The following is a 22,407-nucleotide window of genomic DNA, read 5'->3' as shown; positions in this document are numbered from 1 at the left end:
ATAGGAGACGCATATGGCATCTGAACTGGAACTTGATAAGGCATTATCCGAATTAAAAAGAATAACCGGTATTACATTAGAAGTCAAAGCCAAGACCCCTGAAGAACTGGAACTCGCGCTTACACAGGTCCACTGTCTTTGTCTTGCATACAAGGAAAAGTACAATAAGAATCATTTCCTTCAGACCCTTATGACAGACGGCATCCCCTCATATGACATATTCGAGCGTGCGTCCCGTCTGCATATCGACGCAGAGGTTCCAAGAGTCCTGTTTCTGGTGGAGACCAAAGGCCCAATAGACGATACGATCATGGAGGTTCTTAAGAATCTCTTTCCATCACAGTCCAAGACATATTTGGTCAGTATGGGGGAACGTAATCTTGTTATTCTGAGACCTTTAAAGACCTCCGAGACGCCAGCGGATATCGACCGGCTTGCACATATGATCGTGGATACATTGAATATGGAGGCCCTGACTCGTGTTCAGACCGCATACAGCGGCACTGTGGAGACACTCATGGATCTCTCCGCCGCATACAGGGAAACAAGCCTGGCATTAAAGGTAGGAAAGCTGTTCTACTCCGAACAGACCATCTTTCCTTACAATCAACTTGGTATCGGCAGACTGATCTATCAACTTCCCGTAACCATCTGTGAGAACTTTTTAAAAGAGATTTTTGGCGGTGAGGTACCCAGGACGTTTGATGAGGAGACGACTGCCACAATCAATAAGTTCTTTCAGAATAACCTGAATATCGCCGAGACCTCCCGCCAGCTCCATATGCACAGAAATACACTGATTTACCGTCTGGAACAGATCGAGAGACGGACCGGTCTGGACATTCGCAGATTTGAGGATGCCATGACTTTTAAAATAGCCACTATGGTGATCAATTATTTACAGACAGAAAGGAACTCCTGATATGAATGACGCTTTTTATGAACAATTAGTAGCCCGCAAATCCCGCCCGACTGATCTGCTGATTCGGGTCGCGACCATCGTATTGATCGCGGCTGTTTTAGTTTTCACAATGCCGCTTCTTGGGTTTTTCGGAATCCTGATTACAGTTGTACTCGCTTTTCTGGCATATTATTTTGTGTTTCCAAAACTGAATGTAGAATATGAGTATACACTGTTGAACCATGATATGCAGGTGGATGCGATCTACAACAAAGCAAAAAGAAAGAAAATAATGACTTTTGATATCCAACAGGCTGAGATCATCGCACCAAAAGGATCACCAAGATTGAATTCCAGCCACCCGGATAAGACGATCGACTTTTCTTCCGGGGATGCTAATGCGAAAGCTTATGCCATTATGATTTCTCTGGAACAGAAGAATACCTGTATCCTGATCGAACCGGATGAGACAATGCTCCGCCATATCAAGGGATGGATGGGTTCTAAGTTCTTTATGGATTAGATTTGAAAATCAAAAGGAACGTTCTAAAACAGATTCTTTTCCTCTGTTTTAGGACGTTCCTTTTTCATATCTCTATTTATTCTTTTACTATCTCATCCTACTGCTCATCAATATACGCCTTGATATTGGAAGCGTTTGCCAGCTTCTGCACGCCTTCGCTGTCAATCACGATCAGTGTCGGTGCCTGCATGACTCCATATTTCTTCACAAGATCTCTATTCTCCTCTGCATCGACCACCTCATAGGAAATATTGGCATCCTCCAGATAATTCGTCGCGATCTTACAGTTCGGGCACTTCTTTGTGGTAAACAAGAGTGTCTTTGTCTCTCCCTGCGGCGCATGTAGTTCACACTCTGCCTTCTTGGCTTCCTGGGTCTTGACATTCAGGTGGGAATTGGAAATATCGTAAACTTTTCTATCCTTGAATTCCTGTGCCTTTCCATCATTCCAGTTCTTCACCGGACGGTAATATCCTGTGATACGGCTGTATACCTCTGTCTCTTCTCCACAGTGCGGACATTTAAAATGTTCCCCAGTGATATATCCATGATTCTTGCAAATAGAATATGTCGGTGACATCGTATAGTAAGGCAGCTTATAATTCTCAGCAATCTTCTTAACAAGAGAAGCGGCTGCTTTCCAGTTCGGAAGCTTCTCACCCAGGAAGGTATGGAATACGGTTCCTGATGTGTATAATGTCTGTAATTCATCCTGGATATCCAATGCCTCAAATACATCCTCTGTGTATCCTACCGGCAGATGGGAACTATTTGTATAATATGGCGTTCCATCTCCTTCTGCTGCTGTGATGATATCCGGGAACTGTGCCACGTCATGCTTCGCAAGGCGATATGTGGTAGACTCGGCTGGTGTGGCCTCCAGGTTATACAGATCACCGTACATCTCCTGGTAATCAGAAAGTCTGGCTCTCATATGATTCAGCACTTCCTTGGTAAATTCCTGTGTTTCCTTAGAAGTCATATCTTTTCTGATCCATTTTGCATTCAGGCCTGCCTCATTCATACCAATCAGACCAATCGTCGAAAAATGGTTGTCGAAAGAACCAAGGTATCTTCTTGTATATGGATACAGTCCTTCTTCCATCAACTTGGAAATTACGACTCTCTTTGTATGCAGTGAGCTTGCCGCAATATCCATCATCTTGTCCAGTCTCTTGTAAAATTCTGCTTCATTGTCTGCCAGATACGCGATTCTCGGCATATTGATGGTAACGACTCCCACAGAACCTGTGCTCTCACCACTTCCGAAGAAACCACCGGATTTCTTACGAAGCTCGCGAAGATCCAGACGCAGGCGGCAGCACATACTCCTGACATCGCTTGGTTCCATATCACTGTTGATATAATTTGAAAAATAAGGCGTACCATACTTGGCAGTCATTTCAAATAAAAGGCGGTTATTCTCTGTGTCGGACCAATCAAAATCCTTGGTAATGGAGTAGGTCGGTATCGGATATTGGAAGCCTCGTCCATCTGCATCTCCTTCGATCATCGTCTCGATGAAAGCCTTGTTGATCATATCCATCTCTGCCTTACAATCACCATATGTAAAGTCCTGCTCCACGCCGCCTACGATCGCCGGCAGGTTCGCAAGGTCATTCGGTACAGTCCAGTCCAAAGTAATATTGGAGAATGGAGCCTGTGTTCCCCAGCGTGACGGGATATTCACTCCATAAATGAAGGATTCCACACACTTCTTCACTTCTGGATAGGACAGGTTGTCCGCCTTGACAAATGGTGCCAGATAGGTGTCAAAAGAGGAAAATGCCTGTGCACCTGCCCACTCATTCTGCATGATTCCAAGGAAATTCACCATCTGGTTGCACAGCACGCTCAAATGCTTTGCTGGTGAAGATGTGATCCTTCCCGGAATTCCTCCTAAGCCCTCCTGGATCAACTGCTTCAAGGACCATCCTGCACAGTAGCCTGTCAGCATGGACAGATCATGGATATGGATGTCTGCATTCTTGTGTGCTCTTCCAATCTCATCATCATAAATCTCTGACAGCCAGTAGTTCGCCGTAATCGCTCCTGAGTTGCTTAAAATCAGACCTCCCACTGAATAAGTAACAGTGGAGTTCTCTTTTACTCTCCAGTCGGTAATCTTGACATAGCTGTCAACAATCTCTTTATAGTCAAGCAGGGTGGAATTCAGATTACGAATCTTCTCTCTCTGCTTTCTGTATAGAATATAGCCCTTAGCGACATCCGCATACCCGGTCTTGATCAGTACAGACTCCACACTGTCCTGAATATCCTCCACAGATACAAGGCGTTCTTTTACTTTTGGTTCAAAATCTGCTGTAACTTTTAATGCGAGCAGATCAATAATATCCTGGTTGTACTCCCTCTCCTGGGCTTCAAATGCTTTCCTGATCGCCTCGCTGATCTTGGACAGATTGAAGTCCGCTATTGTTCCATCTCTTTTTGTAACCTGATACATATTGTACGGTCGCCCCTTTCTTTAAACGATGCCAGATAATTTTTGCCCAACCTTACCGGATGGGCATCTGAGATAATTCTACCACTGCGATAGTGTCTTGTCAACAAAAGAACAACAATATGTAGTGGCAACTTTTCGTTTCCATTCTACATATTGTTGTTTATAAATTCTATGTATTTTCAGAATATTCTTTCTACAACTCTTGGACAGGCCTATTATTCCACACCGCGCAGCTCTGCATTGGGCACATTCCTTCTTACGATCTCCAATGCCTGCTCCATGATATCCCTGTTATAAGCCCTCAGCCCGCTCTGAATCAGGTCCCCTGAATCTACGAACCCCTGAAGGTAATATCGGTCGGCTCCCACGAGCCAGCGTCCGATTGCCGCAAAATCCTCTCTCTTATGAAATTCTCTGACAACGGTCGTCCTGAACTCATATGGGACTACCCCTGATTTCAGATAATCTACACTTTGGAGAATATTTTCCAGATTATATTCTTCAATTCCGATAGTCTCACCGTACTTATTCGGGGCATTCTTGATGTCCATTGCCACATAGTCCACGAGCTTCTCCTCCACGAGCTGACGCAGCTTAAAGATAATGCTTCCATTCGTGTCAAGCTTTACTGCATACCCAAGCTCCTTCACCCGTTTGATAAAATCTATAATATCCGGCTGCAACAGCGGTTCGCCTCCTGTGACACAGACTCCGTCTAAAACGCCCTGACGTTTTCTTAAAAAAGCCAGAACCTCTTCCACAGGGATATCATTACCGGGGTCCACATGCGTGACAAGCGATGCATTATGGCAGAACGGACAGCGGAAATTACAACCTGCAGTAAAGACGGTACATGCAACTTTATCCGGATAATCTAAAAGCGTCAGTTTTTGTAATCCTTGAATATTCATCCGAAACCTCCTGGCCTGGCTATTTTTATTGTCATCCTCCTGATAAGCAGCTCCTAAGCTTTGAAATGCTCCATCATGACTGGCATATATTCTCTACTGTACTCTCCCAGAGAATAATCCCCTTTACTCAGGCACCAATCCGAAATCAGAGCACGCTCACACAGAGAATAGTACTTTGTGATTTCACTGATGGACTTGTCCTGACGAATCTGCCCCTTTTTCTGTCCATCCTCGATCACCCTGGAAATCAGCCTGTAGTACACCCTATTCTGATCCAGGAGATGTCTCTGTCCCCTTGCTGTCAACTGGGTAGAATATAAAGATGCCAGCAGATCGATGCTGATCTTCTCTTCGATCATGGAATGAACTTTGTAATTCAGATACAAAAGCTTTTCAAAATTATCCATCTCCTGATCCATGCCCGCATATAATTCTTCATAATAGTCATCAAGGACCGTAGATAGTGTACTGAGCAGCTCATCCTTCGTATTAAAATAATAATAAAAAGACCCTTTGGAAGTCCCTGATAATTCGATAATATCGTCCACTGTTGTGTGATCATAGCCCTTATCATGGAATAGCTGCCATGCCGCTGACACGATCCTTGCTTTCACGCCCTTATTTTCCGTCTCCATAATCAATAACCTTCTTTTCGTAAATTTCTTATTTACTATTCTACCATAAAAAGTGAAGCATGCAAAGGATTTCAAAGAGGCCATTTCAAACGGGCAAGCCCCTTTCAGAAAATACAATTTTCAGATTAAAGGGATAAGCAACGAAAGACCGGCCCTGTCTAAGCAGAATCCGGTCTTTTGTGAATCTTATGATTAATAACTTGTCTATATACAACTCTATTACATATTCTTAGAAATCTCGGTGCAGGCTTTCATTGCTTCAATCACGGCGCTTCTGAAACCATTTCTTTCCAGTACACGGACTGCTTCGATCGTGGTTCCTGCTGGGGAGCAGACCATATCCTTTAATTCGCCCGGATGCTTTCCTGTCTCAAGCACCATCTTAGCACTTCCATAAACAGCCTGTGCTGCAAACTTATAAGCCTGTGCTCTCGGCATTCCGTCTGCAACTGCAGCATCTGCCATTGCCTCAATGAACATGAACACATATGCCGGTGAGCTTCCGCTTGTAGAAACAACGACATCCATCAGTCTTTCCGGGATTACCTCTACTTTTCCAAAAGCACTTAAGATGCTGACTGCATACTTTAATTCCTCTTCTGTTACATATTCATTCGCACATGCTGCTGTCATGCCCTCTCCTACCATTGCAGGTGTATTCGGCATAGTACGTACGATCTTTACCTTCTTACCGAACTGCTCTTCCAACCATGCAAGTGTCTTTCCCGGAGCAATTGTAATGATGATCTGCTCATCTCTTACACTGTCCTTGATCTCTGCAATTGTGGAAGCATAAAACTGCGGCTTCACAGAAAGTACTACTACCTCTGACTTCTCAATTACTTCTTTGTTATCTGCTGTGACATTGATACCATATGTAGCTTTAGCTCTTTCTCTTCCTGGCTCAAAGATATCAGAACCGATCATCTCTTCCGGTTTGAAAACACCCTCTTTGATGATGCCGCCCATGATAGCCCCTGCCATGTTGCCTGTACCAATAAATCCTAATTTCATAATGATCCTCCTTGTCTGATTCGTCCAATCTTTCACGATATGCTCAAATGGGACTAACCCTTTCGAGCTCCAGTTGTATACAATTAAATATTTTGTATACATTTTTATCTCTTGGATACAATATAGCATTTTCCTTATGATAAGTCAATCTATATCTCAAGAAATTATTCCCTATCTCACCGTAAAACTACTCTCTGTTTCCAATGGGATCTCCTTTGTGTCCATCCACTCGATTGAGATGAAATGCCCATTGTTCAATCCCACGAGAAGCTTATTGATCAACGCCTCTCGTCCCTGCACCTCCATCAGGACAGTGCCGTCCCATTCATTCTTCACCCATCCAGTCAGTTCCAACGACTGGGCAAGGTATTTTGCAGTATAACGAAAGCCGACTCCCTGCACTCTTCCGTAAAATACAATCCGTTTCCTGACCTCTGCCAATGAATCTCACCCCCATTTCCATATATCCGAGTTGCAATCTCCTCTGAATTCCTTTATAATTTGTATACAGTAACCCATATCGTATACAATTAAGAATCGAAATAAATCACGAGGTACTATTATGGCTGAAAAACATGTTTCCCTCGCGGATCAGGCTTACGAGACCATCCGCACAAATATCCTGAATCTGACTTATCCCCCCGGAATGCAGTTGACCGAAGCCAGGCTTACCGCAGACCTGAATATGAGCCGAAATCCGGTCCGCACGGCAATTAAGATGCTCCAGTCCGAAGGACTGATCGTCACTGACTATTACAAATCCATGACCGTAAAAGAAATCACGGATAAAGATATCCGCGAGATCTACCAGCTTCGGGAGCTTTTCGAAGGCAGCGCCTTCCGGCTCATCTTCACCTTAGGCCGTTACGAGGAATACTCCTACCGTATCGAGGAGAAGCTCGTCCGCATGTGTGCCGCCGCCAATGACATCTTCCAGTGGGAAATCGCAGACACCAATATGCACATGGAGATCGTCAGTGTCTTTGAAAATGACCGCATCAACCGTATCTATGAAAATAACCTCTCCGAGCTGATCCGCATGGGACAGAATTCCGTCAAAAATGGAATGGATATCATCCAGACCAATGAAAACTTGAAAAAAATGGTTCTTCTCATGCGCGAAAATAAGTACGAGGAAGCTTATGCCATCCTAAAAGCAGACCATTTTACAATAGGCAAAGAGACTGCACTGGGCTAGCCAGGACAGTCTCTTCTTTTTTATGTTAGTTAAAACTCTGCTCTGTTCTCTCGATGATCTCATCCTGCAGTGCCTTGCTCAAATTTCTGAAGTGGTCGCTGTAACCTGCCACACGCACGATCAGGTCTTTATAGTCCTCTGGGTGCTTCTGTGCCTGGATCAGAGTCTCTTTGTCAATGACATTGAACTGGATGTGATGTCCGTCCATATTGAAATATGCACGCACTAAGTTCGCCATCTGTTCCAGTCCTTCCTCCCCTGCTACAACGCTCGGAGTGAACTTCTGGTTCAACAGTGTTCCGCCTGTCTGTAAATGATCCATCTTTGCACAGGACTTCACGACTGCTGTCGGTCCATTCGTATCTGCCCCCTTCTCCGGTGAGATACCTTCGGAAACAGGCTTGTGAGCCAGACGTCCATTTGCACTTGCCATCATCACATCTCCAAAGTATACATGACATGTGGTCGGCAGCATGTTGATACGGTACATTCCGCCCAGCATGTTCGGTCTTCCGGTCACCTGGCTTCTGTAATACTCGAAGACAGACTTCATGATGCTGTCTGCATAGTCATCATCATTTCCATATTTCGGTGATTTGTTACGAACCAGATTCAGGATTCTTTCATGACCTTCAAAGTTGTCATCCAGCGCCTTCATCAGTTCTGCCATTGTAAATTTCTTTTCATCATAAACATTATATTTTACTGCTACAAGGCAATCTGTGATCGTTCCGATACCTACGCCCTGAAGGTACTTGGTATTGTATCTTGCACCACCGCCGTTGTAATCTTTTCCTTTTGAAATACAATCATTTGTAATGATGGAAAGGAATGGAACCGGCATGTTTTCTGCGTAGATCTTTTCAATCACGTTGCTTCCCTGAACTTTAATGTCGATGAAATACTTCATCTGTGCCTTAAATGCCTCGAAGAGCTCCTCATATGTCTTGAAGTCTTCTGCATTACCAAGCTTTAAGCCAAGCTGCTTGCCTGTCATCTTATCAAATCCATTATTCAATGTCAGCTCGAATACCTTCGGGATGTTAAAATATCCAGTCAGGATATAAGCCTCATTTCCAAACGCACCTGTCTCTACGCATCCGCTTGTACCGCCGCGTCTTGCATCCTCCAGAGACTTCCCTGCATTTAAGAGCTCCTGGATGATTGCTTCTGTATTATAGAATGCAGGCTGTCCCCATCCTTTTCTGGAAATCTCGCAGGCACGCTTCAAGAACTTCTGCGGTGTCTTTCTGCTGATCTGTACGTTGGAGCTCGGCTGAAGAAGCTTCATCTCATCCATACAGTCCAGAATCAGATAGCTGACATTATTCACACCATTCTCTCCATCTGGAGTGATTCCTCCTGTGTTCAGGTTCGCAAAGTCTGTATAAGTACTACTCTCCTTCAAGGTGATTCCTACCTTCGGAGGTGCCGGCTGATTGTTGAACTTCACCCATAAGCATTCCAGCAGTTCTAATGCCTTCTCGTCATCCAGACGTCCCTCTTCTACATCCTTCTCATAGAATGGATTCAGGTGCTGATCCAGACGTCCCGGGCTGTATGCATCCCAAGGATTCAGTTCGCTTGTTACGCCCAAATGTACGAACCAGTACATCTGAATCGCCTGCCAGTAAGTCTCCGGTTTGTGAGCCGGTACGACATCACAGTTTGCTGCAATCTGAAGCAGCTCTTCTTTTCTCTTCTCGTCCGTCTCTTTCTTAGCTAATTCTCTTGCATATGCAGCGTATCTTTCACCCAGGATCATGATTGCATCACATGCAAGCTTCATTCCCTCTAACTCGTTCTTCTTGTCCAGAGCCTCCGGGTCATTCATGAAATCCAGGCTGTCAATAGACTTCTGGATATCTTCTTTATAATCCAGGAAACCTTTCTCGTAAATCTTCACAGAACCTACCGTATGTCCAGGCCCTCTCTGCTCCATGAACTCTGTGAAAATACCTGCCTCATAGGCATCCTTCCACTCTGGAGTCATCTGGCGCAGAATCTTACTTCTCATAGAACGCTTCTCCCAGTATGGGATCATGACATCTTCCTGAATCTGGTAATATTCGTCCTTGACTTTAAAGTTGATCAGTTCACGGTCATTCATGACATGCATATCTTCTACCGTATGGCAGCAAAGCTCTGGGAATGTCGGTGCAGCCTGCGGAGAGTCTCCCTTTTCTCCGACAATCAGTTCTCCATCTCCGATATATAATGTCTTGGTTGAAAAATAATCCTTCAGCACCTGGCCTCTAAGTTCTGGTACTGACAATTCGCCTTCATACTTCTTATAAGTCTCGGTCTCGCTGAGCGCACGCTCCAGATCGATGTGCGCAGGAGTCTCCAGACTTAATTTTCTAAGGCTTTTGATACGTGCATTCATTCCTCTTTCTTCCATGTTCTTAACCTCCTATTTTGACATTATGGAATCCAGCTTGTTGAAACAGCTCCACAAAATGATTCATTTCTTCCTGATCCGGTGCGTGCAGATCACTTCCCTCATAGCACATCCCGGCTTTCTGATACTTTCCTGATCCAGTATTATGATAAGGCAGCAGATTGACCTGTGCCGCGTGAATGTTCTTCTCCTGTAAATAAGCGATGATAGCATTCATCGACTCATCCGTTCCATTCACTTCTTTTATGGTCGGGATTCGGATATAGATCCTCGCCCCAGCCTTATTCAGCTTCTCCAGGTTCTCAAGGATCAGCTCGCTGCCTGTGCCCATATAGGCTTTATGTACTTCGTTGTCCATGGTCTTGATGTCATATAAAAATGTATCTACATAAGGCAGGATCCGTTCAAAATTCTTATACGGCGCCTGTCCACATGTATCGATGGTAACGGAAATCCCGATGCGGTGAAGCTGCTTTACAAGTTCCTCCACATAATCCATGTCCGCCGTCATCACTTCGCCCCCAGACAAAGTCACTCCGCCGCCGGATTCTTCGTAAAACATCTCATCCTTTCGAAGCTCTTTTACCAGTTCACTGACAGAATATTCCCTGCCGGCAACCTCGCGTATGTTCTGCAGACAGTAGTCAATACACTCCCCACAGGCCGTACACTTTGAACGGTCGGTCACAGCCTTTGCATCCTGCATGCTCACTGCACCATTCGGACAGGCAGCCACACAGGCGCCGCATCCTACACACTTCTCCTGGTCGAAAAGCAACTCCTTCTTATAACTCTGCGTCTCTGGGTTGTGACACCAGACACACCGAAGACGGCATCCCTTAAAAAAGACCGTCGTGCGTATCCCATCGCCATCATGAATGGAATACTTTTGAATATCCGTGATCAGACTCATGATAATTCCCTCTCTTAGACTTCTTCTGAACAATCTGTTACATCGTTTTAGACTGTTGTTCGTACTATAGTCTAAAAGTACCACAAACTCCTCTGTTTGTCAAGATTTTATCAATGCATCCTGATATTTTATTCACACACTGTAACTGTTCACAGGTACCCTGTGCACAGTTACGATTTCAGCCCATTTTAAATGCATCTTTGATGCATGGGGCTGAAATCCACCCCACTGTCAACTCTGGCGCATAGCTTGACAGCAAGTGTCAAGCTTGCGAGTGAACAGTAACCACACACTTCGTGACCTTTCTGCAATGGATGACAGGATTCTGCTAAGATCTTTCGTCTCTAATATCGAATTGAGTCCTCCCTGGTCATCCAAAAATGGATTCCCGTGGTAGAATCATTCCATCTGTCCTCATCAAAATCAGGTACCTCGACCCACTCGCCTGTCCGGTAGACAAAATTTTCATCTACGATGGACCAAGCCTCCTGAAAATATTCAGAGCAATCAAAGCTTTTGATGACCAGCACCTTGGCCTTACTGCATCGGCAGGAATTACGCGTTGCCGAGGTCCTTTTTGCATCCGCAGGAATCAAGAGCTCCACGATTCTGTCATCACAGCATTTCTTATAGCCTATAAATGCACCGCTCTCCGGGCAGTATAATCGAAAGAACCGCGTGTCCTCATCAGCGATACAGCCCTCCAGATTTGTTTTCTCCAAGACCGCACAGAATAAATTCGCACCTCTGATGTCGCAATCCCTCATATCTGCTCCCCGCAGGGCACTGGACGTCAGATCTGCTTTCTTTAGATCTGCTCCCCTAAGTGTACATCCCTCAAACCATGTATTGTTGAGCACACTGCCTGAGAGATTGGCCCGATCCAGCCTGACATGATAAAAAGAGGAACGGGAAAAATCGATCTGCTTAAGATCTGCCCCGGACAGATCCATATCTCTTAGAACTATGTCCTGTAAATCCAAACGTTTTTCTGCGCTGCCGGATAGACGATGTAACTGCACTCTTTCCATTAATTCCTCTTTCGAAAGTTCCTGCATCCTATGTCCCTCCCTTTCACTTGGCCCTTTCTCTTTCATGGTATATGCTCCAACTGCAGCACTTTTCTTTATCATACCATAATTTTGTTATGTAATGGTGACGATAAGAGCCCCATTTTTTTAGTCACCCTGCACAAAACTGGAATCTTTTTATGCTCCATATTGTGGATTATGATTTATCATGCTATAATTTAATTCTAATTCGTTCTGATTACGAAGGGACATACCTGAGTAAAAAGGCGCACAGATGAATACATAAAAGGCTCTTTTCCCAGGGGGAATTTTACCCTTATGGATGATAATACTGCCTTATGGATACCTGCGCCTGTTGGTGCAGGTATTTTTGTATGACAAAACAAGAAGCGCCTTTGTTCCCTTCGTCATCTGAAAAGGAGGTCATATGGAGACAAGAATCGCCCTGGTCGGAATCATCCTCAACAGTATGGATTCTGTAGATGAACTGAATCATCTGTTGAGCCAATACGCACAGTACATTGTAGGCAGAATGGGAATCCCATACCGTGAGAAGAATATTTCAATCATCAGCATTGCCATGGATGCGCCGAACGATATCATCAGTGCTCTCTCCGGCAAGCTTGGTATGCTGCCAGGTGTTAGTACAAAAACTATTTATGCAAAAACAAAATAATGAGGTGGATATGAAACATTTGATCGATAAACTAGAACAGACCCATTCGCTCACCAAAGAAGAGTGGACTGCCCTCATCGAAGGCCGGACACCGGAAACCGCAGCCTATCTCTTCACGCGTGCAAGAGCTGTCAGACACAAATATTATCACCATGATGTATATATCCGGGGACTGATCGAATTTACCAATTACTGCAAAAATGACTGTTATTACTGCGGAATTCGCAGAAGCAACCAAAATGCCCGCCGTTACCGGCTTTCCAAAGAACAGATTCTTCAGTGCTGTGACATTGGCTATGAGCTCGGTTTTCGGACCTTTGTCCTGCAGGGTGGGGAGGATGGGTATTATACAGATGAGAGAATGGTTGATATCATAAGCGAAATTCATGGTAGATTCCCTGATTGCGCGATCACCCTTTCCATCGGTGAGCGGTCTTATGAAAGCTACCGGCGTTTCTATGAAGCCGGGGCCGACCGTTATCTTCTGCGCCATGAGACCTATGACCCGCAGCACTATAAAATACTTCACCCGGAACCGCTTTCGGCCGAACACCGCAGGCAGTGTCTCTGGGATTTAAAAGAAATCGGATATCAGGTAGGAACCGGATTCATGGTCGGCTCCCCGTATCAGACGGCAGAAAATCTGGCAGACGACCTGTTGTTTTTAGAGGAGCTGAATCCACAGATGGTAGGAATCGGACCATTTATTCCACACCATGATACCCCTTTTAAGGAGCATCCTGCCGGCACCATGGAGCTGACCTTATTTTTACTGGGGCTGATCCGTCTGCTTCTCCCGAAGGTGCTTCTTCCCTCTACAACTGCCCTCGGTACGATTGCACCGGATGGCAGACAACAGGGGATTCTGGCGGGAGCCAATGTGGTCATGCCGAATCTTTCCCCCACTGATGTGAGAAAGGACTATCTCCTGTATGATAATAAAATCTGCACCGGAGAGGAAGCGGCCGAATGTAAAAGCAGCCTTGAACAACAAATGAATGCAATCGGGTATCAGGTCACAGTTGCACGAGGCGACTCCCTGAACACCAATATGGAACTATAGAAACAAAAATGGATTCTAAAAAATGGAGGAAACACAAATGTATGATGTAAGTTCAAAATGCGCGGATGATTTTATCAACCACGAGGAGATTCAGGAAACACTCGCCTATGCAGACGAGAACAAAAACAATGTGGAGCTGATCGACTCCCTCATTGAAAAAGCGAAAAAGAAAAAAGGGCTGACTCATAGAGAGGCATCTGTTCTTCTTGCCTGTGATATCCCCGAAAAAAATGAGGAGATCTTCAGACTGGCAGAGCAGATCAAAAAAGACTTTTACGGCAACCGTATCGTAATGTTCGCTCCACTTTATCTCTCTAACTACTGTGTCAACGGATGTACATACTGTCCATATCACATGAAGAATAAACATATCGCCAGAAAGCAGCTTTCCCAGGAGGATATCCGCCGCGAGGTCATCGCACTGCAGGATATGGGTCACAAGCGTCTGGCTCTGGAAGCTGGTGAAGACCCAGTCCGTAATACGATGGAGTACTATCTTGAGTCCATCAAGACCATTTACAGCATCAAACATAAAAACGGAGCAATCCGCCGTGTCAATATCAATATTGCAGCTACTACAGTGGACAATTACCGACTGCTCAAGGAAGCAGGAATCGGTACTTATATTTTGTTCCAGGAGACTTACCACAAGGAGAGCTATCTGGAGCTTCATCCAACAGGACCAAAGCATAATTACAATTACCACACAGAGGCTATGGACCGCGCAATGGAAGGCGGCATCGACGATGTCGGAATGGGCGTCCTCTTCGGACTGGACAAATACCGCTATGAATTCGCCGGACTTCTGATGCACGCCGAGCATTTGGAGGCCGCTTTCGGAGTCGGTCCTCACACCATCAGCGTTCCTCGGCTTCGCCATGCAGATGATATTGATGCGGATGCCTTTGACAATGGAATCGATGATGATACCTTCGCCAAAATCGTAGCCTGCATCCGTATTGCTGTGCCTTACACCGGAATGATCATTTCCACCAGAGAAAGTCAGAAATGCAGAGAACGTGTCCTGCATCTCGGAATCTCACAGATCAGCGGCGGTTCCCGTACAAGCGTGGGCGGATATTGTGAACCAGAGCCGGATGATGCCAAATCTGAGCAGTTCGATGTCAGTGACACCAGAACATTAGATGAAGTCGTTCATTGGCTGATGGAGATGGAATATATCCCAAGTTTCTGTACTGCCTGCTACCGTGAGGGCCGTACCGGAGACCGTTTCATGTCCTTATGCAAGAGCGGACAGATTCAGAACTGCTGTCATCCGAATGCACTGATGACCTTGAAGGAATATCTGATGGATTACGCTTCACCTGAAACAAAAGCACTCGGCGACAAGCTGATTGAAAAAGAAGTACTCAATGTACCGAATGAAAAAGCACGTGCCGTTGTCCTTGAGAACCTTCGTCTAATCGAACAGGATAACCGTAGAGATTTCAGGTTCTAGTGTATTGACTTTAGCAACGATTAAGTAAACAGGAGGTTCTCTATGAGTTTAAATTCCACACCGTCTTCAGACCGGGTGCACATAGGCATCTTCGGCAGACGCAATGCTGGAAAATCCAGTATCATCAACGCAGTCACAGGACAGAATCTTGCAATTGTGTCCGATGTAAAAGGAACAACTACAGATCCTGTTTTAAAGGCAATGGAGCTTCTCCCCCTGGGGCCGGTCGTCATGATCGATACCCCAGGGCTGGACGATGAAGGAGAACTGGGGGCACTAAGGGTACAGAAGGCTTATCAAATTCTGAATAAGACGGATATCGCAGTACTGGTGGTGGATGGTTCCGAGGGAATGACCCAGGAAGATCATAGGATTCTGGACCGGATTCAAAAAAAAGAGATTCCTTATGTGGTCGTATTCAACAAAGCTGATTTAGCTTCCGATACTGCTTTAAAGAACCCACACGCTCCTTCTCCTGACCTTACATCAAATGGGACAATCACAGAGCCAGCGGAGATTCCGCCAGAAAATATAGTTTCTGTCAGCACTGTGACTGGTCTCCATATCCATGAGCTAAAAGAGCTGATTGCCCGGCAAGCCCAGGTAGACGAAGAAAAGAGAAGGATTGCTGCAGATTTCATAGATGCCGGGGACTTTGTCGTACTCGTCGTCCCCATCGATAAATCCGCACCGAAAGGACGCCTGATTCTGCCGCAGCAGCAGACCATCCGGGATATTCTGGAGGCGGGTGCGATATCCGTCACGGTCAGAGATACCGAATTGAAGGACACTCTGACTTTGCTTGGTAAAAAGCCGCGTCTCGTGATTACAGACAGTCAGGTCTTTGGGAAGGTTTCCGCTATTGTGCCAAAAGACATTGCGCTGACTTCTTTCTCGATTCTATTTGCAAGATATAAGGGAAACCTAAAGACTGTTGTGAATGGTGCAAGAGCACTGGATGAATTACAGGACGGCGACACCATCCTGATTTCAGAAGGCTGTACGCATCACCGCCAATGTGAGGATATCGGCACTGTGAAAATCCCACGGCTGATCAGAAAGCATACTGGAAAAGAATTAACGTTTGAATTTACAAGTGGTACAGAATTCCCTCTGGATCTATCCAAATATAAAATGATTGTCCACTGCGGCGGCTGTACCTTGAATGAACGGGAAATGAAATATCGGCTGAAATGTGCATTCGATCAGAATATCCCGATTACGAACTACGGAATTGCTATCGCACATATGCAGGGAATCCTGACCCGGAGCATAGAAATCTTCCCGGATCTGCAATAAATCTACAACCAAAAACTGGGCCCATTGACCTTACACGGTCATGAGCCCAGTTTTTATTAACTTTACACCAAGACTAACGAAGGGGATTCCCTGCCAATATCTCTAATGGAGCAAAACGATTTCTTCCTTTTTTTCGTGATCCTCTGGAATCAGGGAGGACTCCGTTTCTTTTTCCTGCTCCTCAATCGGCTTCTCCCTCTTCGGCAATGTAATTTCTGCTTTAAAAAGGTCTGCCTCCGTAGAAATCTTTAGAGTTCCATATTGTAATTCCGTAAAGCTCTTCGCAATCGCCAGCCCCAGACCAGAGCCCTCTGTATTTCTGGAAGAATCTCCCCGCACGAACCTATCTGTGATCTCATCCGTATTAAAGTTCAGCTCCGCTGCTGAAATATTTTTCATAGAAATAGAAACGTCGCGGTCCGTCTCCGCCATATCGATATACACCCTTGTATGCGGCATCGCATATTTGGTGATGTTAACAATCATGTTTTCAAAAATACGATACGTTTTCTGACTGTCGAGCCAGAGCACGATTTTGTGATCCGGCAGATTCCATCGAAAATCCAGATTCGACTCTTTGATTTTATTATCATATTCCAGTCCAACCTGCTTGAGCAGGCCCACGATATCAACATCCATAAAATTCATGGTCACATTCTTGCTTGCTGCTTTACTGATTTCGAATAGATCCTCAATCAGTACTTTCAAACGCAGGGACTTCCTGTCTAATACTTCAATATATTCTTTCCGCTTACTTTCATCTGTTTCATTTTTTAATAAATCAGTGTAAGTGATGATAGCCGTAAGCGGCGTCTTTAAATCATGGGAGACATTCGTGATCAGCTCGGTCTTCATCCGTTCGCTTTTCACTTCTTCCTCCACCGCTTTTTTGAAACCATTCTGAATCTTTTTCAGCTCCTCTTGTATCGGATTGAAGATTCCCATATCACCCTGTAGCGGTGTATCCAGGTCTCCATCTGCCAACTGATTCGTCGAACGCAATAGTAGTTTGTATTTTTCCTGGATATCATGGAAATATTTTCTCAGGAACAAAAACAAGCCGACAGAATAGATCACCAGTGCGATAAATCCATAGAACCAGAATGTACAGATTACAATCAGCACAACGAAGTTGATTGCTACAATTTTAAAAATCGTCCGATTCGTCTTATCCTGGAAATCCAGATGCATCATCATATCATACTGTCTTTTACAGAACGACTTGAAGCGGCTGAAAAGCCCGCCTGCACTGTCTTTTACTTTTTTACCATATGCATTACCACCTCTTTTGCTCCATCTGAATACTTTCGCGCATAATGTACGTTCCTTCCAATATGCCTTTTTCATTGTAAACATGTGGCTTAAGCAGACACTTCCCCAGAAGAGAACGAGGAATACAGCAAGCCATACTAACAGATTTATCATGAATGAAAAAATCTCATTCAACGTACTGTTCATACCTGGTACAATCTGCAGGAAATTACCACTGATCGTGCGGAAGACCAAATCGGATATCATATATGTGCAGCCAACCAGAATGCCTAATACACATAATACAAGTTCAAATGGAACCGCAAATAATTTATGTGTCCCAAAACCGAAACCTTTTCTGACTGTCAGGACGATTCCTGCTAATATCGTAAAGACTGCAAAGATTGCGATCATCCAATGGTAGGTCCCGTTCTCAAGTAAATGATATGTCTGATAATATTGGGCATAATCATCTCCTTCTATATATGCATTCAGGTTTTCTTCTGTCATGCCATAGATGATCTGTACATCACTCGGTTCTGAAATATCACTGTAATCATACCCACGCCAGTTCACCAGATTCTGCTCTATGTCAAACTGCTCCCTCTTATCTATCCGGTTTCCACCCACTTTCATATCTATAAGCTCACCGTCTTCATCATACGTAAAAGCAGCGCGGAACGCATAAGGAGTATCTTCCTTTTTCACGAGCTTGGATAATGTATCCTCGCTCTTCTCCTTTAGCAGCGCCTCCCCGTCGTTACTAAACACTTCATAATCCATGTATTTACGCATGAGCTGAAAATGGGAATTCCCATAATACTGCAACACATAGTATCTGTCCGTCTCCTCGTATACCTCATTATAAAGAATAGCATTCCCTTCTAAGAGACTGCTGGACATCTCAAGCACCGTGTTCATCTCTATCGAATCTCCATCCAGCTCCTCTTTTAGCTGATTACTGTAAATCGGGTAAGTCAGCACCATCCCCACGGAACTGATCAATAATACGAGCACTGCAATGATGACTGCCAGTCTATGGCTGTTTTTCAATTTTGTATCCAACTCCCCACACCACCTTCAAATATTTTGGGTTCTTCGGGTCTACTTCTATCTTTTCCCGAATGTTCCGCACATGCACCATAATGGTGTCCGTGCTGATTGCTTTTTCCTGCCACACCCTTTCATAGATTTCCTCTGCTGAAAAGACGCGGCCTGGATTCTTTGCCAATAATAACAAAATCTTATACTCGATCGGTGTTACCTTCACCGGATTTCCATCCACAGAAACTTCCACCGTATCTTCATTTATCTCAAGGCCGCCAATCACATGTACATTTTCCTTAGGCTCCAGCTTTTCCAGGAACCTTCTGTAACGCCGCAACTGAGAATTCACTCTGGCCATCAGCTCCATCGGCGTAAAAGGCTTTGTTACATAATCGTCGGCTCCAATATTCAGACCCATGATCTTATCTACTTCCTCTGACTTAGCAGAAAGCATGATCACCGGAAAGTCATACTTCTCCCGGAGCTTCATCGTCATGCGGATACCATCCATCCTCGGCATCATCACATCCACAATGGCGAGATGAATCTCTTCACGCTCCATCACCTCAAGTCCTTCGACTCCATCCGCTGCCTGAAATACCTCATATCCCTGGCTTTGCAGATAGATCTGAACGCCTTCTCTGATTTCTTTATCATCTTCTACAATTAAAATGTGATTCGTCTCCATAACTTCCTCCTAATTTTCCTGATAATATCTAGTATACAAATGGGTATCACGATCTGAAAGCACTTTCAGATTGCAGCATTTTCCTGCAGAGGGGTCTGACCCCTTTGAATTATACCACATTTTACCGCACTTGCATTGATTGGAAGTTCTGGAATATTATTTTTACTTACTTCGCCATAATTGTGGGCTGCTACAGTCACTGTGGAAAATGGCAGCGGAATGACATATTGATCCCATCTCCAGGTCAGTCTAAGCTTTGAAGAATAGGATACGGTGATTCCAATAAAATCTTCCTGTGCCTGCTCCGAGAGATAGAAGGCCAGTTTTTTGGGTTCATGTCTCGGACCGAACGGACCGTCTAACGCCACGGCTATAGAGCGGGTCCTCTCATAGGAATCCTTTAAGACCTTCTTGAGTGCCTTGAAGCTTGCGAATCCATCCGGCACCCTCACGGCGCTGCCGCCGCACTGCTCGATCATATACTGGATGCAGTCGCCTCTTCTATCGGATGTCACGATTACATCTACAGGACTTGTATTCTCTTCCAGCTCGGAAAGCGCCAGATTCATGAAGAAACTGTCCTCATGCCAAAATCCGAGGATCTGATTGCCTCCATGCACCGAGTTTTCCGCCCATTCTATTGTCACTGTCCTTTTTAACAGTTTTAAGTAGCTTGTAAACAGATATACTAAAATATTCTGCCCCATCTCTTTTGCCCCCATAAATCCCAAAAGCCTCCTTTAGAAATCTGTATTTATCATAAAACAGATTTCTAAAGGAGGCTTATAGAAGAATCGAAAGAAATTCTTAAGGAGTTCTAAGAAATTATGAATCACATGTCAGGAATCCTGTGCCATCTTCCAAAATACAGGTATATACGAGATAAAGGAAAAAAGCAACAGTGCCCCGCATAAGAGGATCAGCCCATTAGCAGCTTTCATCGGAATCTGCGGGACCAAAATCAACAGGAACATCACCACATAAAGAACGGCTGTGCTGACCTTGCCGAACCACTTTGCCCCGTCCAGCATCTTCCCCCGACGAAGCATGATCAGTCCCATAATGCCCATAAAGCCTTCCTTGACCACAAGTAAAACAATCAAGGCTGTCATGGCTGGAAAACGGAAAGAAAGTGCGATCACGATCGCTCCCTGAGTCAGCTTATCTGCTATAGGGTCTAATGCCTTCCCCACTTTTGTGATCATATGAAATTTCCGGGCCACAAATCCATCTAAAAAGTCTGTAATCCCAGAGATTCCTATGATAACAGCCGCTATATAATAATCCGTGATCGTTTCTGCCGTCACATATCTCCACACTATAAACGGAATCAAAATGATTCGGAAATATCCCATTAGATTCGGAATTGAAAATAACTGTCTGCTGATTGGTGTGTCCTCATTCATAACGTAACGCTTCCTCTCCTGTAAACATCTTATGTAGGTTTCTCTTTTATGCGGTCCTATCTGTCATTTTCAGATACACTTCTAGTTCGGTTCTATGCATGTGGTATATCTGTAAACTCAGATATCTCCCTGCTGATCGTGCACAGATCATCTACGCTCAGATCATGGATATCCTGGTGCCCTGTAATACGCCCAAATGTCTTGAGTTCCTCAAAACTACAGTTCAAGAAATTACCGACTCTCTGGGAAGCCGCTTCTATCTTCAGCCTTTCCCGCAGCTCGGGATTCTGTGTTGCCACTCCGACCGGACAGTTTCCGCTCCCACAGATGCGGTACTGCTGACAGGCCGCTGCAATCAGGCCTGCGGATGCGACTGCCACTGCATCTGCTCCCATCGCGATCGCCTTTGCAAAGTCAGAAGAAACTCTAAGTCCGCCCGTAATCACCAGGCTGATATCATCCGCCCCATGCTCTCTTAAATACTTCTTAGCACGGTATAGAGCATAGATCGTCGGAACACTGGTAGAGTCTCGTATCAGGCGCGGGCTTGCACCGGTCGCTCCTCCGCGTCCGTCAATGGTGATAAAATCCGGCTCTGCGAATATACAGTACTCCAGATCCTTTTCAATCCTGCCCGCTGCAATCTTGATTCCGATAGGCCGTCCGTCAGAAGCGATTCGAAGCTGTGATACCAGATCCTTTAGATCCTCCTTTGAATTGACCTCCTCGAACTTAGATGGGCTGATTACGTCCTGCCCCAGCGGTTTATTCCTGACAGCGGCGATCTCCGGGGTCACCTTTCGTCCCGGCAGATGACCGCCCATTCCAGGCTTCGTTCCCTGCCCGATCTTCAATTCAATGGCATCGACATTCCGAAGATTCTCGGGTGTGACACTGTACTTGTTCGGAACATACTCAAAGATATACTTATGGGCCGCTTCCATCTCCTCCGGCAGAATCCCGCCTTCCCCGCTGCACATTGCGGTTCCTGCCAAGGCAGATCCCTTCGCCAGGGAAATCTTTGTCTCCTTGGACAGTGCACCAAAGGACATATGGGAAATATAGACTGGGCCATCCAGCACCATCGGCTTCTTTGCATTCTTACCAATTACCGTCTGGATGTTCACCTTGGCATGCTCATGAAGCGGCGGTGGATTCAACTGTGCACCGAGAATCAGGATGTCGTCCCAATCTGGCATTGGCATCTTGGTTCCCATCGCCTCGATAATCGGCTTTCCGGTCACCGCCATCTGATGTATCTCCTCCATAAAACGGCAGGAATCGTCTTTTCTGTAGAACTCCGGTGCGTAAGCAAGCGGGTCCTGCTCCTTTTCAACGGAAGGAATCTCATGTTCCTTTCCCTCCTCCTGTTCGTCTTCCTTTTGGAAAACACGTACCGGCTGTCTGCATACCGGGCAGGCGCTCAATTCCTGGAACGGCACCTCTTCCTTGTCCTCATCATAAATAAACCCACATACTCCACATTTGTATTTTGCCATAGTACATCCTCCTTTTGGCTTCTCTTTT

At 45.2% G+C, this 22,407-nt stretch carries 20 protein-coding genes; 7 read left to right on the top strand and 13 right to left on the bottom strand.

Features of this window, described 5'->3' with window-relative positions:
• The first annotated feature begins 13 nt into the window (after nucleotides 1-13).
• Both HGO97_RS15030 and HGO97_RS15025 read left to right on the top strand, forming a co-directional pair.
• Nucleotides 14-922 (top strand): PucR family transcriptional regulator, encoded by a 909-nt coding sequence (locus tag HGO97_RS15030; RefSeq protein ID WP_216243236.1) that lies wholly within the window; start codon nucleotides 14-16, stop codon nucleotides 920-922.
• A 1-nt stretch (nucleotide 923) separates the two neighbouring features.
• Entirely contained in the window at nucleotides 924-1,424 is a 501-nt protein-coding gene (locus HGO97_RS15025; protein WP_216243234.1) for a DUF6106 family protein, read from the top strand.
• Between the two features lie 97 nt (nucleotides 1,425-1,521).
• On the opposite strand, the gene HGO97_RS15020 is transcribed toward HGO97_RS15025, so the two are convergent.
• From HGO97_RS15020 to HGO97_RS15000, 5 genes are all read right to left on the bottom strand, one after another.
• Entirely contained in the window at nucleotides 1,522-3,888 is a 2,367-nt protein-coding gene (locus HGO97_RS15020; protein ID WP_216243232.1) for a ribonucleoside triphosphate reductase, read from the bottom strand.
• Nucleotides 3,889-4,103: 215 nt separating this feature from the next.
• Nucleotides 4,104-4,799 carry an anaerobic ribonucleoside-triphosphate reductase activating protein gene (locus HGO97_RS15015; protein WP_216243230.1) on the bottom strand — a complete coding sequence of 232 codons (696 nt, stop codon included), beginning with the start codon at nucleotides 4,797-4,799 and terminating at the stop codon, nucleotides 4,104-4,106.
• A 53-nt stretch (nucleotides 4,800-4,852) separates the two neighbouring features.
• Complete coding sequence (locus HGO97_RS15010) at nucleotides 4,853-5,434, bottom strand: TetR/AcrR family transcriptional regulator (RefSeq protein WP_216243228.1); 582 nt, start codon at nucleotides 5,432-5,434, stop codon at nucleotides 4,853-4,855.
• 219 nt (nucleotides 5,435-5,653) lie between these two features.
• Entirely contained in the window at nucleotides 5,654-6,448 is a 795-nt protein-coding gene (gene proC / locus HGO97_RS15005) for a pyrroline-5-carboxylate reductase (RefSeq protein ID WP_216243226.1), read from the bottom strand.
• Nucleotides 6,449-6,619: 171 nt separating this feature from the next.
• Nucleotides 6,620-6,889, bottom strand: a complete 270-nt coding sequence (locus HGO97_RS15000; RefSeq protein WP_216243225.1) for an acylphosphatase — start codon at nucleotides 6,887-6,889, stop codon at nucleotides 6,620-6,622.
• A 121-nt stretch (nucleotides 6,890-7,010) separates the two neighbouring features.
• Between HGO97_RS15000 and HGO97_RS14995 the strand changes: the two genes are divergently transcribed.
• Nucleotides 7,011-7,646, top strand: a complete 636-nt coding sequence (locus HGO97_RS14995; protein ID WP_216243222.1) for a GntR family transcriptional regulator — start codon at nucleotides 7,011-7,013, stop codon at nucleotides 7,644-7,646.
• Between the two features lie 25 nt (nucleotides 7,647-7,671).
• Here the strand turns inward: HGO97_RS14995 and hypD are convergent, their stop codons facing one another.
• From hypD to HGO97_RS14980, 3 genes are all read right to left on the bottom strand, one after another.
• Nucleotides 7,672-10,047 carry a trans-4-hydroxy-L-proline dehydratase gene (gene hypD, locus HGO97_RS14990; protein WP_216243221.1) on the bottom strand — a complete coding sequence of 792 codons (2,376 nt, stop codon included), beginning with the start codon at nucleotides 10,045-10,047 and terminating at the stop codon, nucleotides 7,672-7,674.
• A 4-nt stretch (nucleotides 10,048-10,051) separates the two neighbouring features.
• The gene (locus HGO97_RS14985) at nucleotides 10,052-10,960 is read right to left on the bottom strand and encodes a trans-4-hydroxy-L-proline dehydratase activase (protein WP_216243219.1); all 909 of its coding nucleotides are present in this window, start codon (nucleotides 10,958-10,960) and stop codon (nucleotides 10,052-10,054) included.
• Between the two features lie 344 nt (nucleotides 10,961-11,304).
• Nucleotides 11,305-12,093, bottom strand: coding sequence for a pentapeptide repeat-containing protein (locus HGO97_RS14980; protein WP_330654269.1), 789 nt, complete (start codon nucleotides 12,091-12,093; stop codon nucleotides 11,305-11,307).
• A 325-nt stretch (nucleotides 12,094-12,418) separates the two neighbouring features.
• On the opposite strand from HGO97_RS14980, the gene HGO97_RS14975 reads away from it, so the two are divergent.
• From HGO97_RS14975 to hydF, 4 genes are read left to right on the top strand one after another with little or no spacing between them, the layout of a single operon-like run.
• Complete coding sequence (locus tag HGO97_RS14975) at nucleotides 12,419-12,667, top strand: TM1266 family iron-only hydrogenase system putative regulator (protein WP_216243217.1); 249 nt, start codon at nucleotides 12,419-12,421, stop codon at nucleotides 12,665-12,667.
• Between the two features lie 10 nt (nucleotides 12,668-12,677).
• Entirely contained in the window at nucleotides 12,678-13,730 is a 1,053-nt protein-coding gene (gene hydE / locus HGO97_RS14970; RefSeq protein WP_216243215.1) for a [FeFe] hydrogenase H-cluster radical SAM maturase HydE, read from the top strand.
• A 37-nt stretch (nucleotides 13,731-13,767) separates the two neighbouring features.
• On the top strand, nucleotides 13,768-15,189 hold the full coding sequence (hydG, locus tag HGO97_RS14965; RefSeq protein ID WP_216243213.1) for a [FeFe] hydrogenase H-cluster radical SAM maturase HydG: 1,422 nt from the start codon (nucleotides 13,768-13,770) through the stop codon (nucleotides 15,187-15,189).
• A 42-nt stretch (nucleotides 15,190-15,231) separates the two neighbouring features.
• Complete coding sequence (gene hydF, locus HGO97_RS14960; RefSeq protein WP_216243210.1) at nucleotides 15,232-16,488, top strand: [FeFe] hydrogenase H-cluster maturation GTPase HydF; 1,257 nt, start codon at nucleotides 15,232-15,234, stop codon at nucleotides 16,486-16,488.
• Nucleotides 16,489-16,590: 102 nt separating this feature from the next.
• Here the strand turns inward: hydF and HGO97_RS14955 are convergent, their stop codons facing one another.
• The 5 genes from HGO97_RS14955 to HGO97_RS14935 all read right to left on the bottom strand — a co-directional run bounded on the left by HGO97_RS14955 (nucleotide 16,591) and on the right by HGO97_RS14935 (nucleotide 22,379).
• On the bottom strand, nucleotides 16,591-18,804 hold the full coding sequence (locus tag HGO97_RS14955) for a sensor histidine kinase (RefSeq protein WP_216243208.1): 2,214 nt from the start codon (nucleotides 18,802-18,804) through the stop codon (nucleotides 16,591-16,593).
• Nucleotides 18,776-19,474: a response regulator transcription factor gene (locus HGO97_RS14950; protein WP_216243205.1), complete on the bottom strand. Its 699-nt coding sequence runs from the start codon at nucleotides 19,472-19,474 to the stop codon at nucleotides 18,776-18,778. Before HGO97_RS14950 ends, HGO97_RS14955 begins: the two co-directional genes overlap by 29 nt.
• Nucleotides 19,475-19,539: 65 nt before the next feature.
• Nucleotides 19,540-20,196 (bottom strand): lysophospholipid acyltransferase family protein, encoded by a 657-nt coding sequence (locus HGO97_RS14945; protein ID WP_246597469.1) that lies wholly within the window; start codon nucleotides 20,194-20,196, stop codon nucleotides 19,540-19,542.
• Nucleotides 20,197-20,313: 117 nt separating this feature from the next.
• Nucleotides 20,314-20,880 carry a CDP-alcohol phosphatidyltransferase family protein gene (locus HGO97_RS14940; protein WP_216243203.1) on the bottom strand — a complete coding sequence of 189 codons (567 nt, stop codon included), beginning with the start codon at nucleotides 20,878-20,880 and terminating at the stop codon, nucleotides 20,314-20,316.
• Between the two features lie 92 nt (nucleotides 20,881-20,972).
• On the bottom strand, nucleotides 20,973-22,379 hold the full coding sequence (locus HGO97_RS14935; protein WP_216243410.1) for a glutamate synthase-related protein: 1,407 nt from the start codon (nucleotides 22,377-22,379) through the stop codon (nucleotides 20,973-20,975).
• Between the last annotated feature and the right edge of the window lie 28 nt (nucleotides 22,380-22,407).

Source organism: Faecalicatena faecalis (assembly GCF_012524165.2).
Taxonomy (GTDB): Bacteria; Bacillota; Clostridia; order Lachnospirales; family Lachnospiraceae; genus Faecalicatena_A; species Faecalicatena_A faecalis.
Note: the sequence above shows the minus strand (reverse complement) of the source record. Positions and strands in the feature narration are given on the sequence as shown.

Bases quoted from the DNA above. Each gene is read 5' to 3' on its own strand.
- HGO97_RS15020 (WP_216243232.1), bottom strand. From the start codon at position 3,888: ATGTATCAGGTTACAAAAAGAGATGGAACAATAGCGGACTTCAATCTG.
- HGO97_RS14945 (WP_246597469.1), bottom strand. From the start codon at position 20,196: ATGGGGGCAAAAGAGATGGGGCAGAATATTTTAGTATATCTGTTTACA.
- HGO97_RS14975 (WP_216243217.1), top strand. From the start codon at position 12,419: ATGGAGACAAGAATCGCCCTGGTCGGAATCATCCTCAACAGTATGGAT.
- HGO97_RS14980 (WP_330654269.1), bottom strand. From the start codon at position 12,093: ATGATAAAGAAAAGTGCTGCAGTTGGAGCATATACCATGAAAGAGAAA.
- proC (WP_216243226.1), bottom strand. From the start codon at position 6,448: ATGAAATTAGGATTTATTGGTACAGGCAACATGGCAGGGGCTATCATG.
- HGO97_RS15030 (WP_216243236.1), top strand. From the start codon at position 14: ATGGCATCTGAACTGGAACTTGATAAGGCATTATCCGAATTAAAAAGA.
- hydG (WP_216243213.1), top strand. From the start codon at position 13,768: ATGTATGATGTAAGTTCAAAATGCGCGGATGATTTTATCAACCACGAG.
- HGO97_RS14935 (WP_216243410.1), bottom strand. From the start codon at position 22,379: ATGGCAAAATACAAATGTGGAGTATGTGGGTTTATTTATGATGAGGAC.
- HGO97_RS15025 (WP_216243234.1), top strand. From the start codon at position 924: ATGAATGACGCTTTTTATGAACAATTAGTAGCCCGCAAATCCCGCCCG.
- hydE (WP_216243215.1), top strand. From the start codon at position 12,678: ATGAAACATTTGATCGATAAACTAGAACAGACCCATTCGCTCACCAAA.
- HGO97_RS14995 (WP_216243222.1), top strand. From the start codon at position 7,011: ATGGCTGAAAAACATGTTTCCCTCGCGGATCAGGCTTACGAGACCATC.
- HGO97_RS14950 (WP_216243205.1), bottom strand. From the start codon at position 19,474: ATGGAGACGAATCACATTTTAATTGTAGAAGATGATAAAGAAATCAGA.
- HGO97_RS14985 (WP_216243219.1), bottom strand. From the start codon at position 10,960: ATGAGTCTGATCACGGATATTCAAAAGTATTCCATTCATGATGGCGAT.
- HGO97_RS15015 (WP_216243230.1), bottom strand. From the start codon at position 4,799: ATGAATATTCAAGGATTACAAAAACTGACGCTTTTAGATTATCCGGAT.
- HGO97_RS15010 (WP_216243228.1), bottom strand. From the start codon at position 5,434: ATGGAGACGGAAAATAAGGGCGTGAAAGCAAGGATCGTGTCAGCGGCA.
- hypD (WP_216243221.1), bottom strand. From the start codon at position 10,047: ATGGAAGAAAGAGGAATGAATGCACGTATCAAAAGCCTTAGAAAATTA.
- HGO97_RS14940 (WP_216243203.1), bottom strand. From the start codon at position 20,880: ATGAATGAGGACACACCAATCAGCAGACAGTTATTTTCAATTCCGAAT.
- hydF (WP_216243210.1), top strand. From the start codon at position 15,232: ATGAGTTTAAATTCCACACCGTCTTCAGACCGGGTGCACATAGGCATC.